The sequence below is a fragment of the Chryseobacterium sp. CG10_8 genome (genome assembly GCF_058117085.1).
In genome coordinates this window covers 1-16,779 of sequence record NZ_JBYVEB010000071.1, presented here as the reverse complement: position 1 = coordinate 16,779, position 16,779 = coordinate 1, and the positions used below count along the sequence as shown (strand labels likewise).

General features: G+C 35.4%; 14 protein-coding genes. 7 read left to right on the top strand and 7 right to left on the bottom strand.

Annotated elements, in window-relative coordinates; all coding sequences use genetic code 11:
- Nucleotides 1–402: 402 nt before the first annotated feature.
- Nucleotides 403–1,566, bottom strand: coding sequence for a GlmU family protein (locus AC4AGG_RS11525; protein WP_489772153.1), 1,164 nt, complete (start codon nucleotides 1,564–1,566; stop codon nucleotides 403–405).
- Nucleotides 1,567–1,664: 98 nt separating this feature from the next.
- Nucleotides 1,665–1,919: a type B 50S ribosomal protein L31 gene (locus AC4AGG_RS11520; protein ID WP_489772152.1), complete on the bottom strand. Its 255-nt coding sequence runs from the start codon at nucleotides 1,917–1,919 to the stop codon at nucleotides 1,665–1,667.
- Between the two features lie 239 nt (nucleotides 1,920–2,158).
- Between AC4AGG_RS11520 and AC4AGG_RS11515 the strand changes: the two genes are divergently transcribed.
- The 5 genes from AC4AGG_RS11515 (at nucleotide 2,159) to AC4AGG_RS11495 (ending at nucleotide 7,142) form a co-directional block, all read left to right on the top strand.
- Nucleotides 2,159–3,562, top strand: a complete 1,404-nt coding sequence (locus AC4AGG_RS11515) for a hypothetical protein (protein WP_489772151.1) — start codon at nucleotides 2,159–2,161, stop codon at nucleotides 3,560–3,562.
- Between the two features lie 65 nt (nucleotides 3,563–3,627).
- Nucleotides 3,628–3,957 carry a nucleotide pyrophosphohydrolase gene (locus AC4AGG_RS11510; protein ID WP_489772150.1) on the top strand — a complete coding sequence of 110 codons (330 nt, stop codon included), beginning with the start codon at nucleotides 3,628–3,630 and terminating at the stop codon, nucleotides 3,955–3,957.
- A gap of 24 nt (nucleotides 3,958–3,981) precedes the next feature.
- A complete protein-coding gene (locus AC4AGG_RS11505) occupies nucleotides 3,982–5,205 on the top strand; it encodes a 3-phosphoshikimate 1-carboxyvinyltransferase (protein WP_489772149.1) in 1,224 nt (407 codons plus the stop codon).
- A gap of 419 nt (nucleotides 5,206–5,624) precedes the next feature.
- A complete protein-coding gene (locus AC4AGG_RS11500) occupies nucleotides 5,625–6,425 on the top strand; it encodes an SDR family oxidoreductase (protein ID WP_489772148.1) in 801 nt (266 codons plus the stop codon).
- Nucleotides 6,426–6,545: 120 nt separating this feature from the next.
- Nucleotides 6,546–7,142 (top strand): superoxide dismutase, encoded by a 597-nt coding sequence (locus AC4AGG_RS11495; RefSeq protein ID WP_489772147.1) that lies wholly within the window; start codon nucleotides 6,546–6,548, stop codon nucleotides 7,140–7,142.
- 51 nt (nucleotides 7,143–7,193) lie between these two features.
- Here AC4AGG_RS11495 and AC4AGG_RS11490 read toward each other — a convergent pair whose 3' ends face one another.
- Together AC4AGG_RS11490 and AC4AGG_RS11485 are read right to left on the bottom strand one after the other, a co-directional pair.
- The gene (locus AC4AGG_RS11490) at nucleotides 7,194–7,610 is read right to left on the bottom strand and encodes a DUF6146 family protein (RefSeq protein WP_489772146.1); all 417 of its coding nucleotides are present in this window, start codon (nucleotides 7,608–7,610) and stop codon (nucleotides 7,194–7,196) included.
- A gap of 86 nt (nucleotides 7,611–7,696) precedes the next feature.
- Nucleotides 7,697–8,896 carry an endonuclease/exonuclease/phosphatase family protein gene (locus tag AC4AGG_RS11485; RefSeq protein WP_489772145.1) on the bottom strand — a complete coding sequence of 400 codons (1,200 nt, stop codon included), beginning with the start codon at nucleotides 8,894–8,896 and terminating at the stop codon, nucleotides 7,697–7,699.
- 190 nt (nucleotides 8,897–9,086) lie between these two features.
- Here AC4AGG_RS11485 and AC4AGG_RS11480 point away from each other — a divergent pair, with 190 nt between their 5' ends.
- Nucleotides 9,087–11,936, top strand: a complete 2,850-nt coding sequence (locus AC4AGG_RS11480) for a carboxypeptidase regulatory-like domain-containing protein (RefSeq protein WP_489772144.1) — start codon at nucleotides 9,087–9,089, stop codon at nucleotides 11,934–11,936.
- 23 nt (nucleotides 11,937–11,959) lie between these two features.
- Entirely contained in the window at nucleotides 11,960–13,972 is a 2,013-nt protein-coding gene (locus AC4AGG_RS11475) for a DUF5689 domain-containing protein (protein WP_489772143.1), read from the top strand.
- 67 nt (nucleotides 13,973–14,039) lie between these two features.
- On the opposite strand, the gene trmB is transcribed toward AC4AGG_RS11475, so the two are convergent.
- The 3 genes from trmB to AC4AGG_RS11460 all read right to left on the bottom strand — a co-directional run bounded on the left by trmB (nucleotide 14,040) and on the right by AC4AGG_RS11460 (nucleotide 16,657).
- Nucleotides 14,040–14,720: a tRNA (guanosine(46)-N7)-methyltransferase TrmB gene (trmB, locus tag AC4AGG_RS11470; RefSeq protein ID WP_489772142.1), complete on the bottom strand. Its 681-nt coding sequence runs from the start codon at nucleotides 14,718–14,720 to the stop codon at nucleotides 14,040–14,042.
- 86 nt (nucleotides 14,721–14,806) lie between these two features.
- Nucleotides 14,807–15,673 (bottom strand): DUF6759 domain-containing protein, encoded by an 867-nt coding sequence (locus AC4AGG_RS11465; RefSeq protein ID WP_489772141.1) that lies wholly within the window; start codon nucleotides 15,671–15,673, stop codon nucleotides 14,807–14,809.
- 177 nt (nucleotides 15,674–15,850) lie between these two features.
- Nucleotides 15,851–16,657, bottom strand: coding sequence for a hypothetical protein (locus AC4AGG_RS11460; RefSeq protein WP_489772140.1), 807 nt, complete (start codon nucleotides 16,655–16,657; stop codon nucleotides 15,851–15,853).
- Nucleotides 16,658–16,779: the final 122 nt, after the last annotated feature.

Below are 16,779 nucleotides of genomic sequence, written 5' to 3'. Positions count from 1 at the left end.
TAAATCAAAAATATAGTAATGATTCTTAAGATTCTATTGAAGGCATACCATATGCTCAAAAAGCAGAACAAAGAAAAAAATCCAAAAGTAAATGCGAATAAATAAGAAGAAAAAAAATGAAAATTTTTTCCTGTAAATTCAATATGATTTCCTTTGAACAATAGAAATAAATCTCTAATAAAATCCCTATAATATTCATCAGTATAAAACGCGAGAAGAGCGCTGACGACAAAAACAATAATTGAATACAAAACCAATAGAATGTTCCTTCTCATTTCTTACAAAACTATATTAAAGATAAATACAAAGAAAACAATTAAAAACCCACTTATACCATTAGACTGAATCCAATCATATAATTCATTTACAAGGTGGATCAAAACCTACTCCTATTGACAAAAATTAATAATTTTCAAAAATATATGCTAATATCTTTTGGTCTGCATCTGTTAAGGAAATTTTTCTTCTCGCCATCACCTTTTCTGCAACTTCAAAAGCTTTGTTGAGCAAGAACTTTTCATCACCTTCCATTCCACCCCAACTGAAATTCTCAACTAAATTAGGTGGAAAACCTGATTTGAAAATATTAGCTGCAACGCCAACGACCGTTCCTGTATTCAACTGCGTGTTAATGGCAGTTTTCGAATGATCTCCCATAATTACACCGCAAAATTGAAGTCCTGTTTTCTGGAATTTCCTGCTTTTGTAATTCCATAACTTAACCTCAGCATAATTATTTTTGAGATTAGAAGAATTGGTATCCGCTCCCATGTTGCACCACTCTCCAATGACAGAATTCCCCACAAAACCTTCGTGTCCTTTATTAGAAAAACCAAAGACGACAATATTATTGACTTCACCTCCAATTTTGCAATGAGGACCTATCGTTGTCGCACCATAAACTTTGGAACCCATATTGATTTTGGAACCTTCACACAGCGCCAAACTTCCCCTGATAAGACTGCCTTCCATAATTTCGGCATCTTTTCCAATGTAGATTTTACCCGTTTTCGCATTAATCGTTGCAAATTCAATTTGAGCTCCTTCTTCGATAAAAATATCAGCTAAATTCCCAAGAAATCCATTAGTAGAAGACAAAGGTTGAGAAGTTCTATCTTTGGTCACCAAATCGAAATCATAATTAATCGCAAAATCATTGTAAGAAAACAAATCGGTTGGTTTTTCAAATACTTTGAGATCCTCTGATTCAACATCGGTCATCTTTTCGATTTGATTAAGAGAAAAATTTTCCATATTGACTTTTGCAGCAAGTAGTTCGTTCTCGTAAACGAGTGCTTCACCTTGTTTCAAATCCCGAATCTGCTCGAGTAACTTTTCACTTGGAATAAAATTGGGAACCAAAAACAAAGCTTCCTTCTTTTCGTAAGATGGAAATTTTTCTTGTAAGTAACTTTCTGTAATATACCTTACTTCATTAGTCTCCAATAATTTTTGCCATCTTTCGGAAAAAGTGAGGATTCCGCAACGCATTTCTGCAACGGGCTTTGTAAAAGTAAGAGGAAGGAAATCTTCCCAAAAGTGTGCATCAGAAAAAACGAGTTGCATAGTCGTATTAAGGTTTTTTTATTAAAAAATCATTCAAAAATACAACAAAAAAAGTCTTCCAAAAAGGAAGACTTGATATGTTTCAAAAAAATAGGCGATTAGTTTTTCGCGAATTTTTTGTATTTGTTCATGAACTTATCTACTCTACCAGCAGTATCAACTAACTTCAATTTCCCTGTGTAGAAAGGGTGAGAAGTAGAAGAGATTTCCATTTTGATTAATGGATATTCCTGACCTTCGTACTCGATAGTATCTCTTGTTTCTGCTGTTGACTTGCACAAAAACACTTCGTCGTTACTCATATCTTTGAAAACAACAAGTCTATAATTCTCTGGGTGGATTCCGTTTTTCATAATTTTAAAACTATTAATGGTGAATGTTGCTTGATGAAATGGTAATGGCACTCCATCTGGTAAAATTCAGACCGCAAAAGTAAAAAATATTTTTGATTCCGCAAACAAAAATTTATTTTTCATATCATTAAAAATCAAATTCTTTCTCTCTAAACATTCTTTTGGAAATGCAAATTTTAGAGTTGGAAGAATCTTCAATTCAACAATTTTCGCTACATTTGAGAGTTAATTTGTTCCTCATGAAACACTATATTGCCATATTCATTTCTTTCTGGATTGCCTTTTTTATGGTATCTTGTAATCAGGATGATATTAATTTTGAGACACTCTCTCAACCGCTCAGTTTTTCGACTGACACCGTATATTGTGACACCGTTTATCATCAAGTTCGTTCAGAAACTTATGAAGTAAAGGTGTACAATAACGAAGATAAAGATGTGACCATCCCTCGAATTAGATTAGAGAAAGGAAGTTCTTCACTTTACCGAATCAATGTAGATGGAAAATCGGGATTTGATTTCACAGATGTGCCTTTAAGAAAAAAAGACAGTCTCTATATTTTTGTAGAAATTGCACCAACCGCTTCTGGACCCGAATCTATTGCAGAAGACCGAATTTTATTCAGTAATCCTTCAGGAGAACAACATGTGACACTATTTTCTGTTGTTGATGATGCTGAATTTTTTGTTGAAACTTCTACCAACCCCAACGAACTTAACGGAACTATTACTTGGACCAATAATAAAGCTAAAGTAATCTATGGTGATTTGACTCTTAATTCGGGAGCAACTCTTAACATAGAACCAGGAACTAAAGTTATTTTCTTCAAAAATAGCGGAATGAAAGTCTCCAATGGAGCAACAGTCAACGTGAATGGAACTCTTGGAAACGAAGTCCTTTTTCGAGGCGACAGAAGTGAGGCGAAATATGATACTGTTCCTAAAAACTGGAATTCGATGGTTTTTGAAGCAGGCTCTAACCTTCAAATGAACTATGCAAAAATGTTTGGGGGAACCACAGGATTAGAAATCAATCACGCTACCGCAACGATTAACAACTCCATTATTCACACCTTTGAAGATTGGGGAATCCACGCGATTAACTCGACTATAACTGCCACCAATTTGGTAATGAACAATTGTGGTGACGCAGATTTTGGAATAGAAAAAGGCGGAAATTACAATCTTACTCATGTAACATTAGCCAATTATTGGAATTTCGGAAATCTATACTCTGCTCTATCGCTTTACGCGTCAAATGATTGGGTTAACTCAAGCGGGACAACTGAAACAGCAGGACTTACACTTAGTATTAGAAACTCTATTTTAGACAGCGACAATTCTAACGCCGTAGAATTTAGTCCAACTACTGGACAAACTTTCAGCTATTTGTTGCAAAATTGTTTGGTTAAATATTCGTCCTCAACCGCAGGATTCAATTTTGATAGTAATTCTTCCATCGTGAGTTGTCTTAAAAATGTGGACCCTGATTTCATGAATACCTCAACGGAAAAACCTAATCTTCGAGTGAACACCTCTTCACCTGCGAAAGGAGCCGGAAACACTTCTATTGCAGCAACCGTTCCTTTGGATTTGGTTCAGAATTCGAGATTGACCAGTCCTACTTTAGGTGCTTATCAATAATGATGAATGAAAAAAGCTAGGTATTTATTAATAATTGTGCATTACTTTTTACTCATATTTGACTCGTGGAAATAGAAAACCTTCAAAAGCAAGTTGACGAATGGATAACAACCGTTGGCGTACGTTACTTTAACGAGTTGACCAATATGGCTATTCTTACAGAAGAAGTGGGCGAAGTTGCCCGAATTATTGCAAGAAGATATGGAGAACAAAGTGAGAAAGAAAGCGATAAAGAAAAAAATCTTGGTGAAGAATTAGCCGATGTTTTGTTCGTTACTTTATGTCTTGCCAACCAAACTGGAACTAACCTTCAGGAAGCATTTGACAAAAAAATGAAGTTGAAAACAGAACGAGACAAAGAGCGCCACCAAAACAATAAAAAACTCAATCCTTAAAACCGCAGTCTCTGCTCCCCTTTTATGTTATTGAAGAAATCCCAACTTCTACCCAATAAAACGATACAAATCAGCGGTTCGAAAAGCATTTCGAATCGTTTATTGATTCTGAATGCACTCTTTGGGAACATTATTACTGATAATCTTTCCGATTCTCAAGATACTACACTTCTCCAAATCGCTCTGAAAACCGAAGCTGAAGTCATCGATATCCATCATGCAGGAACAGCAATGCGTTTCCTTACTGCATATTTTGCAATCGGTGACCGAACTGTCATTCTAACAGGGTCCGACAGAATGAAAAAGCGCCCAATCAAACCATTGGTTGATGCCCTTAAAACTTTAGGAGCAGAAATCGAATACCTTGAAGAAGAAGGCTTCCCACCTCTTAAAATCAAAGGTCAAAAACTGGTTAAAAGCAATGTAAGTGTAGCAGCAAATATTTCGTCGCAGTTTGTTACCGCACTTCTTTTGATTGGAGGAAAACTTCACAATGGTTTACAATTAGAATTGGTTGGCGAAATCACTTCGCTTCCGTATCTAGAAATGACTTTGAAAATGCTATCTGATTTGAGCATCGAAAACGAATTGAAGGAAAACAAAATCAAAGTTCATCCTTATATCGAACCTACAGTCCACTCTCACCTTAGAAATTACGAAGTAGAAAGCGATTGGAGTTCGGCAAGTTACTTCTACTCATTGTGTGCGATTGGTAGACAAAACATCAATATCAAAAGCTTCAGAACTTATTCGCTTCAAGGAGATTCTATCTTGAGGGAAATTTATTGGGATTGTTTTGGAGTCAATACTATAACAGATGAAGCGGAAAATACCATTTCTCTTTTCCCCGAAAGCAGCGTTCTGCTTCCTGAAAAAATTAAATTGAATATGAACGCTTGTCCAGATATAGCACAGACGGTTTGTGTCACGGCAGCAGCCCTACAAATTCCGTTTGAGATTACAGGTCTTGCTACATTGAAAGCCAAAGAGACAGACCGACTGGTTGCGCTCCAAAATGAACTTTCAAAAATCGGATGCAAAACGGAGATTACAGAAAGTAGCATTCGCTCTATCCAGTTTCAAACGCCAGATGAAGATATTAAAATTAAAACCTATAACGACCATCGGATGGCGATGAGTTTTGCGCCATTCTGTTTGGTTAAAGAATTGACAATCGAAAATCCAGAAGTAGTCGACAAGTCGTATCCGAAGTTTTGGGAGAATTTTGGCTCAATTCTAATAGTTTAACTTATTGCAATTGTATAAATCATTGTCATACAAAAATTTTGCTCGTACAAACTCTATTGTAAAAAGATTTATCCTTCTTAATCTAATAATCTGTCTATTTATGGCAGTGGTTGATGGTATAAGATATTTTGGTATCGAACGGCAACCCGAAATTAATCTTCTCTTTTTTCTGTTAGTTTTTATTTTTTCAATAAAAATAGAAAACAAAGTATCAACAATAGTACTTATAATCTTTAATATCCTTTTTTGGTATACTACTATCACCGAAAGAAAAGACTTATCCTGGTATTATACATCAGAAAACCACTATGATAGCCATCTGGGAAGTTTCATTTCAGTTGGAATTCCACTTATTAACAACATACTTATTTGGCTTGTAATAATTCCTTTTAGGGTTTATAAATTCTATTTTTGCAAATATGAAACAAAGTAGCACCATAATCATCACAGGAACCTCATCAGGAATTGGCTTTACATTGGCTGAATATTTCGGTAAAAAAGGGCACAAAGTCTATGGACTCAGCCGAAAAAATATTGAATCACAGTTCTTTACAACGATTCCAACGGATATTACAGATAATGCACAAGTGCAAAATGCAATTTCGACAATTCTAAAAACAGAAAACCAAATTGACATCCTCATTAATAACGCAGGAATGGGAATGGTCGGCGCTGTGGAAGATTCTACAAAAGAGGAAATTCTGAAACTATTTAACCTTAATTTGGTGGGTGCCGTCCAAATGATGAGTGCTGTGCTACCAACTATGAGAGCACAAAAACAAGGAAAAATCATCAATGTTTCCAGCATCGGAAGTGAAATGGGATTACCGTTTAGAGGATTTTATTCCGCTTCAAAATCCGCTTTAGACAAAGTAACTGAAGCCATCAGATACGAAGTCTCCCCTTGGAATATTGGCGTTTGTAGCTTGCATCTTGGAGACATCAAAACCAATATTGCAGAAAACAGGGTAAAAACAGAAGTTTCAGAACCGTACAATGCGACATTCAACAAAGTATATTCTCTCATGAATTCTCATGTTGATGACGGAACCGAACCATTAGCGGTCGCTGAATATATAGAGAACCTTATCTCAAGAAAATCGTGGAAAGCACATTATTACTTCGGAAAATTTGGACAAAAAATTGGCGTTCCTCTAAAATGGATTTTACCGCAAAAATTTTACGAGAAATTAATGAAAAAGTATAATAAATTAGATTAAAACGGCACAATATAGAAAACATCTACATCAAGTATCGTAATAATTGATTATCCACAAAAAGATTTTTGAAATTCATTTTGTATTTTTGGACAAACTTAAAAATAAATAAAATCCAAAATTATGTCATTCGAATTACCAGCACTTGGTTACGAGTACAACGCTCTAGAACCTAATATCGATGCAAGAACAATGGAAATCCATTATACAAAGCATCACCAAGCTTATATCACCAACCTTAACGCTGCAATTGCAGGAACAGATTTGGAAGGTTTAACAATTGAAGAAATTTGTAAAACAGCAAGTAACAAACCAGCAGTAAGAAATAATGGAGGTGGTCATTACAATCACTCACTTTTCTGGAAAGTAATTGCTCCAGGAGGAAGCAAAGAGCCTGTTGGAAACGTTAAAGCTGCAATTGAAAACTATGGCGGTTTCGAAAAATTCAAAGAAGATTTTTCTAATGCTGCAAAAACTAGATTTGGTTCTGGGTGGGCTTGGCTTTGCAAAAAAGCAGATGGTTCTGTAGAAGTTTGTTCTTCTGCCAATCAAGATAACCCTTTGATGCCAGAAGTTGGTTGTGGCGGAACACCAATCCTTGGATTAGACGTTTGGGAACACGCTTATTATCTTAATTATCAAAACAGAAGACCAGATTATGTTGAAGCATTTTTCAATGTAATCAATTGGGACCAAGTAGAAGAGAACTTCAATTCTTAAGAGTACTTTGATACAACAATAAAAAAGTTCAACGCAATGTTGAACTTTTTTTTATTTCATTCTATCAGCTCCAAGTAATCCATTGAACTGGAGTCCGTACTTCCAATTAACATATACAAACACCTGATACAATTGATATTCAAAATCAAGTCCGTATTTTTCTTGCGTGTCATAATCAATGTTAGATTCAATCACGTTTCGGTATCTTCCGGAAATATAATATGAGTTCCATTCATTAACGAGAAGAGAATTCTTAATCTTCAGAGTAGACTCCGTGTACATGCTTTTGGGATGGGCAATACCATTTAGGAAAGATTGATATCCAACATCAAAAACCACAAGTTCCCACTCTCCTTCTTCATTTTTTTCAGGTTTAATTTCATTATTTTCCTTCGTAGCTTGTTGAGGCTGCGCTTGACATCTTGCCATTAATGTCAGTACAAAAAACGCTAAAATCCACTTTTTCATTCTGTTGAATTTTGATTAAAGATACAAAAAAGTCGGCTCTCCAAGACAGAACCGACTCATTATTATATATTTAAAAATATTAAAGCTTAAGGTGTATATGTTTTCTGAATAACTGAGAAAGCAGGAAAGTGGTCACTATAACCTCCCGTGTACAAGTCCCCATCCCAAGAACGTAGTGGGTAACCTTTCCATTGACCTTCCTTATTAATCAAATAATCAGGTGCAAAAACTTCGGCTTTGTAAATAGTGTAATCACTTGTATATTTCTCTGCCGAATAAAGGTTTCTGGAAACAATAATTTGGTCGAACAAGTTAGGTGCATCACGATAAGCCAAAGACGCAACTCCAGCTTTGAACATCTTGTACATCAAATTATAATACGGACGGCTATCAGAAAGCTCAGATGGGTCTCCAACTGCTCCCAAAAATTTTTTCAAACTAGGACTCACTGGATCATCGTTAAAATCACCCATAGCGAACATTTTGATTCCAGGATTTTCTGCAGAAACTTTATCCATCTCTTCTTTCAGCAAAGTTGCCGCCGCATTTCTCTTTGGAAGAGACTTAGCTTCGCCTCCCCTTCTTGATGGCCAGTGGTTCATAAAAACCGCCACTTTCTCACCATCCAAAATCCCTTTAACCACCAAGATATCACGAGTGTATTGACGAGAACCATCATCTTCGAAAATCTTAACCTCTTTTTTATAAGAATCTGTTACTGTAAATCTTTCCTTTTGATAAATCAAAGCTACATCTATCCCCCTAGAATCATAAGAGTTGTAATGAACAATTCCATAATTGCTCTTTGCAAGTGCAGGTTGAGCGATGAGATCTTTTACTACATTTCGGTTTTCTACCTCGATTAATCCAACAATGACAGGGTTGTCATTGGTATATTGTCTTCCAAGTTCAGAAATCACTTTCGAAATTTTTCCTAATTTATCATTATAAACCTTTGTATTATAATGCTTAGAGCTCAAAGGTGTAAATTCCTCAGCTAGCGACTGATTTCTGATTACTTTTTTTCCTTTTACATTCTCATTACTCCACTGACCACTGAATTCTTCTGTCACAGCAAGTAATTTTAAAGAATCTCTAGGAACACTTCTGTGGAAAGCAGGATTAGAAATTGGTAAAGTGCCATCTACATAATCTGCAGAGACTATGGTATCCCATAAGTTCTCAACATTCATAAAACCGACCGTTGCTCTTCTCACTTGTTTGGACTGTGAAAAAGCAACAATGCTTGCAAATAACATCAAAAAAACCAAATATTTTTTACTCATCTTCGGGTATATTATAAGGGTTACAAAGTTATATCTTTCAAAACTAAAAAATATTAAAAATGTAAAAAATGTGCCAATCATTGCGTTTATCATAAAATCCTACTATTACATTATTGTTAAATACTGTTAATTAAACAAAATTTTAAGTTAACTTTGCACGGTTATTGTATAAAAAAAATTTTAGCAAAATATGATTAAAAAATTATCTTACATTCTATTGTTTGTTTTGCTTCCACTAAGTGTTTTACACGCGCAGACAACCGTCTATGGATACGTCAAAGATGGTGAAGGAAAACCAATCGAGAATGCCGAAATTGATTTGATAGAATCTAATAATGATCAGCGATCAGACAAGATTGGATATTTTCAATTTGTAGACCTTACTCCAGGAGAATATCAAATTGTGATTTCCCGTCCTAATTTCGAATCAAAGCCGATTAACTTCACGATTGCAGAAGGAGAAAAAAGAAAAGATCTTGGAGCGGTACAATTGGTTTTCGCACCAACCAATTCTGATGCAGGTGTCATTGTGATTGATGACTCTTCGGCTGATGACGATGGTAGCTCGATGCAGCCTACTGTTGGACTTTTAAGTTCTGGACGAGATGCTTTCCAAAATGCAACTTCCTTCGAATTAGGAGCGTATTGGTTCCGTCCGAGAGGAGTAGACAACCGTTACAACGATGTTCTTTTCAATGGAATCCCAATGTCTAAAAATGATGATGGACGAGTGGATTGGAGTAACTGGGGTGGACTTAACGATGTTACTAGATATCCTTTCGAAAATGTTCAAAACATTTCACCTTCCGACTACACATTTGGTAACCTAGGTGGAGTTGTATTTTATAATACTAGAGCTTCCTCTTACAGAAAGGGAGTTTCTTTATCATATTCTAACACCAACAGAAGCTACAACCAAAGAGTGATGGCAACCTATTCTACAGGAGTTTTACCTTCAGGATGGGCGTTTACAGTTTCAGGAAGTAGAAGATGGGCAGAAGAAGGAAGAATTGATGGAACATATCAAGATTCTTATGCATATTTTGCAGCGATCGAAAAGAAAATCAATGACAGACACTCTTTGAACTTGACTGCTTTCGGATCTCCAACTTATAGAGCATCTAATTCTGCCAATACTCAAGAAGTATATGATTTATTAGGAAAAGACTACAATTCTTACTGGGGATGGCAAGATGGAGAAAAGAGAAACGAAAGAATCAGAAGAACCTTCGAACCTGTTTTCCAACTTTCTCATTTTTGGAAAATTGGTGAAAAGTCTAAATTAAATTCGACGCTTTCTTATCAGCAAGGTAAAGATAGTCGTGGTCGATTAGATTGGTTCAACGCAGCAAGTCCGAGTCCTACTTATTACAGAAATCTTCCAAGTTATGCATTTGCTCCGGCTGCTTATGACACCAGTGACGGTGGAATTAATGTAACTGATGCAGAACTTGCTTTCTACACTCCAATTTACAATTCTCTAGTAGAGCAATGGAAAAACGGAACTATTAATCCACAGATTAACTGGAATAGCCTAATTCAACAAAACTATACTAGAAATCTTGCGGGGGCTAACGCTGCATATTATACCGTTCAGGATGTTAATGCAGACAAAACATGGAATTTCAATACCCATTTTGACACTCAATTAGCAAGCAATTGGAAGTTAAACGCCAATTTTACTTATCAAAATCTTAAATCTGATAATTATAGAAGGTTGAATGATTTGTTAGGCGCTAATTATGCAGTTAATTTGGATGACTTTTCACCTACTGCGTTGGGACTCGAAAATGCAAAGTTTGATGTTGATAGTGATAACGTAAAGATCTATGAAGGTGACCGAATGGAGTATAACTATATGTTGTATCGTGATACTTACACTGGAAACGTTTCGACCAATGTTGATATCAACAGATGGAATTTGACCGGATCCCTTTTTGTTAGCTACTCCGAATCAGAAAGAGAAGGAATGTACAGACATTATCTTTATCTTAATACATCCAAAGGGAGAAGTAATCTATTCAGATCTTGGGATTTTGGTTTGAAAGGACGAGTTGAATTCAAACTAACTGGAAAGGATTTCCTAGTTTATGACGGTGCATACTTTACTTTAGCACCAACTCTTAATGAAATCTTTGCTAATCCAAGAGTTTCTAACCTTATTACCCCCGATCTGAAATCCCAAATTATCAACTCTAATGACTTCAGCTATATCCACAGAGGCCAAATTTTGAAATTGAGAGCAACAGGATATTATACTAAAATTTCTAATGCAACCGAAATCTCAAGATATTACGCAGAAGGTGTTGCGGTATTTTCTAATGACCCTAATAACGTAACAACAGTTACTGGAGACAATATTTTTGTTTCTGAAGTTCTTTCTGGAATCGAGAAGGATTACTTAGGAGGAGAGCTTGGAGCAGAAATCAAAGTAACCCCAACCGTAAGCATCAACGCAGTTGCAAGTGTAGGACAATTCACCTATAGAAACAATCCTACTGTATATATTATTTCGGATAACATTAAAGGTGCTCAAAATTTGGGTTCATCATATTTGAAAGATTATAAAGTTGCTGGAACTCCACAACAAGGATATTCATTAGGATTCCGATACAACTCTCCTAAATATTGGTGGTTTGGAGCAACCGGTAACCTATTAGCAGGAAATTACCTTGATATTTCTGCATTACCTAGAACTTCTAACTTTGTTACTGTACCAGGAACAACATTGACATACCCTGGTGTAACAGAAGACGCAGTAAGCAGATTATTAAGACAAAGACATTGGGATGATCAATTTATGTTGAATGCCAACATTGGTAAATCATTCATGTTTGGTAAATATAGAATGGGTATTAGTGCAAGTGTTAACAACATTCTTAACAACAGAAATTATGTAACCGGTGGATATGAGCAAGGAAGAAATGCCAACTTTGAGGATGCGCTTGCAGACTCTAATAGACCAGTCTCCCTTTATAGCCCAAAATTATGGTATGACAGAGGATTATCCTACTTTGCCAATGTATATTTAAGATTTTAATTAAGTTAAAGACAACAAAAAATATGAAAACAAAATCTATTTTAAAATTATTTCTATTTGCGATTACACTATTAGTAATCAATGTAGCGTGCGTCCATGACGACGATTATGCACTTCCACCTTTGGAATGTACTGATTTCACTAATACGGTAACGATTGCACAGGTAAAAGCTTTATACAATGGAGTAACTACTGAGATTACCGACGATCTTGTGTTAGAAGGATATGTATCTTCTTCTGATGAAGCTGGGAATATTTACAAAACTCTATATATCCAAGACAAAGCAGAAAATCCAACTCACGGTTTGACAATCAGCGTAAACGTTGCTGATATGTACACCAAATTTCCTGTTGGTGCTAAAATATTCATTAAATTGAAAGGCCTTTATCTTGGTGCTTATGGTGGTGTTATACAACTTGGAGCAGTCGAAGCTGACGAAAATATGGCTTACTCATTCGGAAGAATCTCTCAGCAACAATATGACACCAAATTCTTTAGAGGATGCGGTGAGCTTGCTACAATTGTTCCAACAGTAGTTTCTATTGGAAGCTTTAATGACAATCTAATTGGAGCATTGATTCAGATTAATGATGCAGAATTCGTACCTGGCGTGATGTGTAACACTTATGCTTATGACGCGGTAACTGTTAACAGAAATGTGAAAGATTGTAGTGGAAGTACAGTTATGATAAGAAACAGCGGATATTCTAATTTCTTTAACGAAATTCTACCTTCTGGAAAAGGAGCTATTAAGGCTATTTTGAGTAAATATGGTACAGACTATCAACTTTTCTTAAGAGACACTAAAGATACATCCGCAATGACTGGCGCAAGATGCGACGGGACTACTTTTAGTTGTACAGCTCCAACAGACAATGCTAACATTCAAGACATCAAAAATCTTTATGCAAGTTCTTTAACTCAGATTACCCAAGACCTTAACGTAACAGCTACGGTAACGGCTAATGATGATACCGGGAACCTCTATAAAGTTGTTTACATCGAAGATAATACTGGTGGTATCAGATTGAGATTAAACAGAACCAGTTTGTATCAAGACCCAAAATTCAAAGTTGGTGCACAAGTTACTATCGCAGCAAAAGATTTATACATTGATAAAGTAGCAGGTGAATATCATCTAGGTGCACTTTACAATAGTGCTATTGGAAATATTGAAGATGCCAACATATTCAAGCATGTTTTCTACAACCAAACTAATTCTGCTTTATCTCCAACAACAATCAACATCCAAAGTTCACCTAACTTAGATGCTCATGTTGGAAAACTAATCAAGTTAGAAAATGTTGAATTTGCTAATTCTAGTTTAGATCTTGCTTTTGCAACGACAGTAGATACTAACAGAACTTTACAAGACTGTTCTGGCAATTCAATTCTTGTGAGAACAAGCAGTTACGCATCATTCAAAAACCAAACGACTCCAGCTGGTAAAGGTTCTTTAGTTGGAATCTTAAGTGTATACAATGGAGCGTATCAAATCTGGTTAAGAAACACAACTGAACTAAGTATGGACGGAACCCGTTGCGACGGAACTGTTCCAGCTACTCTTATCTTTGGTGATACTTTCGAAAGTGGATTGTCCAATTGGACTGCTGTCAATGTTACAGGAGCTCAAGCTTGGACAACCGCTAACACAGGTGCATCTAGTTACTACGCGAAAATGAGTGGTTACTCTAGTGGAAATATTGCTAATGAAGATTGGCTAATCTCTCCAGTAATTAACTTAAGTGGCTTTACTTCAGCATATGTTAACGTTGACTCTGACTATAACTATACTGGTAATGCTATTACAACATATATTACTACTAATTACACTGGAAATGTTAGTACCACAACATGGACTCCAATAAGTATACCTCTTGACCCTAATTCAGGGTGGGGATTCTATAATTCTGGAAATGTAAGCTTAAATTCTTACCTCGGACAGAATGTACGTATCGCTTTCAAATATACCTCTACGACTAGTGGGGCTTCAACTTGGGAGATTGATAACTTTAAAGTAAAAGGTGTACAATAAGAACACCTTTTGAAATAAAAAAATGCTCGGCCGATGACCGAGCATTTTTATTTCAATTAAAATAATATTATTTCAATCTAAACTTGATATAAGTAATAGTTTTTCCCTTGGAAGAAAAAAGCTCTTCGTAGTATGTCCTTATTTCGCGCAAAAAAGGCGTTCCTGGCGCATACTCTGCTGCACCATAGATATCATGATGCGAAGTGATGACCTCGCCTAGAACTCCGTCCTCAAGAATTCCTAAAGTATACCCATGCAAAAACTCGGAATCAGTCTTAAGATGCACTATACCTTCTGGTTTTAGAATGTTCTTATACATTTTCAGAAAAGCAGGATTGGTCATCCTATGTTTGGTTCTTTTGTATTTAATCTGTGGATCTGGAAACGTAATCCAGATTTCGTCCACTTCATTATTGTCGAAGAAATGGTCAATTAACTCTATTTGGGTTCGTAGAAAGCAAACATTGTTGATGCCATTTTCGTGAGATTCTTTAGCTCCAAACCAAAATCTAGCACCTTTGATATCAACCCCAATAAAATTCTTTTCGGGAAAAGCCTTGGCTAGACCAACGGAGTACTCTCCTTTTCCACATCCTAATTCCAATACTATTGGATTATTATTTTTGAAAATCTCCTCTCTCCACTTTCCTTTCAAATGAAAGTTGTTAATTGCCTCTTCTCTTGTCGGCTGAATTACGTTTGGAAGGATTTTGTTCTCCTCAAAACGCCTTATTTTGTTTTTTCCCATCGAAAAATTTTGCGCAAAGATAGATAATTGAACAAAAAAAAGGAAAGACAATGTCTTTCCTTAATATTAAATTTTGATTATGATTGTTATTTTGGACTACTTAAAGAAACCATAATACTACCTTTTATGGTCTTCTGAGAAGTATATTTAGCATTACATACAACACTATTAAAAAGGTAATTACCCTTCTCAACTACAACCGTATTTTGGCTTTTTGCTAACACAGGAAGCTTGTAACTTTTAACACCTTCAATTCTAACAATAATGTTACAATCAGATTTATTCTCAATTACAACGGTTGTCTCTTTACTATTTGGATCGTTATCAAAAAGTGCATTAAGAACTTTTACTGTCTTGTCTTTGTGCTCGTCAGCGGTTTCATTCATTAAAGCATTAAACTCATTTTCTTCAGACTTGGTCATCCCCGATCTTGTAATGTTAGAAGCATCTTTTGTTTTCACTCCCGAGAAAGATTTGCTTCCGGAAGTTAATACTTTACCTGCCGCAACATCCGCAGCAATTTTCTGCGCTTCAGTTGGTTCAGCACCTGCAATTTGATCATCTTTAGGAGCTTCATAAGGCTTGTACTCACCACTCTGAATAGCTTGAAGTTCTTTTTTATACCTTTCGATCTCCTTTGTTTTCCATTCTTTCTTCAGCTCTTGAAAGTCAATTTTCGTAGAAGGATTGTCATTAAGCAAAACAAGCTTCTGTTGTAACACTTTAATTTGTTGATCTTCTGGATGTGCGGTTTTAATGTATTCATTAATTAATTCCATTAATCTTGGCTTAAGAACCGCTCTTCTAGGATCATCTTCATGTGCATCACGTAGAAAGGCATCTATCTCATAAATATTTTTACTATTCATGATATCTTTATAGTCCTTCATCTTTCTCTGAGCAGGAACTATTGCAAAAAGCAAAAGTGCAATAAGAGGTAATAATCTTTTCATTTTTTTTCTTCTTTCTTTTTAAGCGTTAAAAAACATGCCAAAAAAAATTGTGTTTTTTGAGGACTGCAAGTTAATACTTTTTAAATAATCAATAAAGAATGTTTTTTATTATAAATAAAATATGTAATAATTTATATTTCAAATAATTACAATGAAATCAACATTGTTGAAAGAATTTCATAATTTTTTTGTCGTCGAAATAACATCCATCAACTGTGTATTTCTTAATCGTTTTTGATAGATCGGTAAATATTTTTCTATGTAAAATCCAACTGCATCAAAATTCTTCATATCAATGTACATCTGTATCTGATCGGAGCTATATACAAACTGAAGAAAATTATCTACCATATTTTCAGGAATCTTTAATTGATTAAAATAATCTTTCCCGTAATAATTTTTGATTTGTGATACGGCACCATTCATCTTTTCATAAGCATTGAGACGCTGCTTTCTCTTCTTATCACCAGAAAGCAAATCATAAAAACTATCAATACTAAAGGTAAGTCCTCCTCCAGAAAGTGATGCCACTGGTAATTGAGGTGAGGTACCATCTCCCTTCGGGGCAGGTAGACCAATCATCTTTTTGATTTCTTGAGCCTTGTTCTTCGTATTAAGGCTCAAAACATCCGTGCGTAAATTTCCTGTAGGTTTGAATCTCGAAATAATGACTTCCTGAATCTCCTTGTAGGCAATCTGCAACTCCACATAATAATGTGGCCGACTAAACATTTTTTCTGTAACCTTAATGTCTTTTCTCTCCGTAGCAATAGAAGTAAATCTTACAACATCTCCCGCTTTGGCATTGATTGTAAAGCTACCATCAAAACTTGCAAGAACCGTTTTGTGTTCATTAATATTAGTGACATATATCTGATTGAGATACCAATTTGACTGATCTCTGATAAAAATCTCCCCTCGAAAAACCTGCGCATTGCTCACTACTCCAAGTAGTGAAAACAATATTGAGTATAATAACTTCATAGACATTTGCAAAAGTATCTAGAATTAACCTTCGAAATGTCACTAAAACACTAAAGGCTGGTTAAATTTTGGTTAAAAAGTGCGAATATTTTGTTAAAACATTTAAAACAATCCTTTATTTA

Bases quoted from the DNA above. Each gene is read 5' to 3' on its own strand.
- AC4AGG_RS11525 (WP_489772153.1), bottom strand. From the start codon at position 1,566: ATGCAACTCGTTTTTTCTGATGCACACTTTTGGGAAGATTTCCTTCCT.
- AC4AGG_RS11520 (WP_489772152.1), bottom strand. From the start codon at position 1,919: ATGAAAAACGGAATCCACCCAGAGAATTATAGACTTGTTGTTTTCAAA.
- AC4AGG_RS11515 (WP_489772151.1), top strand. From the start codon at position 2,159: ATGAAACACTATATTGCCATATTCATTTCTTTCTGGATTGCCTTTTTT.
- AC4AGG_RS11505 (WP_489772149.1), top strand. From the start codon at position 3,982: ATGTTATTGAAGAAATCCCAACTTCTACCCAATAAAACGATACAAATC.
- AC4AGG_RS11500 (WP_489772148.1), top strand. From the start codon at position 5,625: ATGAAACAAAGTAGCACCATAATCATCACAGGAACCTCATCAGGAATT.
- AC4AGG_RS11495 (WP_489772147.1), top strand. From the start codon at position 6,546: ATGTCATTCGAATTACCAGCACTTGGTTACGAGTACAACGCTCTAGAA.
- AC4AGG_RS11490 (WP_489772146.1), bottom strand. From the start codon at position 7,610: ATGAAAAAGTGGATTTTAGCGTTTTTTGTACTGACATTAATGGCAAGA.
- AC4AGG_RS11485 (WP_489772145.1), bottom strand. From the start codon at position 8,896: ATGAGTAAAAAATATTTGGTTTTTTTGATGTTATTTGCAAGCATTGTT.
- AC4AGG_RS11480 (WP_489772144.1), top strand. From the start codon at position 9,087: ATGATTAAAAAATTATCTTACATTCTATTGTTTGTTTTGCTTCCACTA.
- AC4AGG_RS11475 (WP_489772143.1), top strand. From the start codon at position 11,960: ATGAAAACAAAATCTATTTTAAAATTATTTCTATTTGCGATTACACTA.
- trmB (WP_489772142.1), bottom strand. From the start codon at position 14,720: ATGGGAAAAAACAAAATAAGGCGTTTTGAGGAGAACAAAATCCTTCCA.
- AC4AGG_RS11465 (WP_489772141.1), bottom strand. From the start codon at position 15,673: ATGAAAAGATTATTACCTCTTATTGCACTTTTGCTTTTTGCAATAGTT.
- AC4AGG_RS11460 (WP_489772140.1), bottom strand. From the start codon at position 16,657: ATGAAGTTATTATACTCAATATTGTTTTCACTACTTGGAGTAGTGAGC.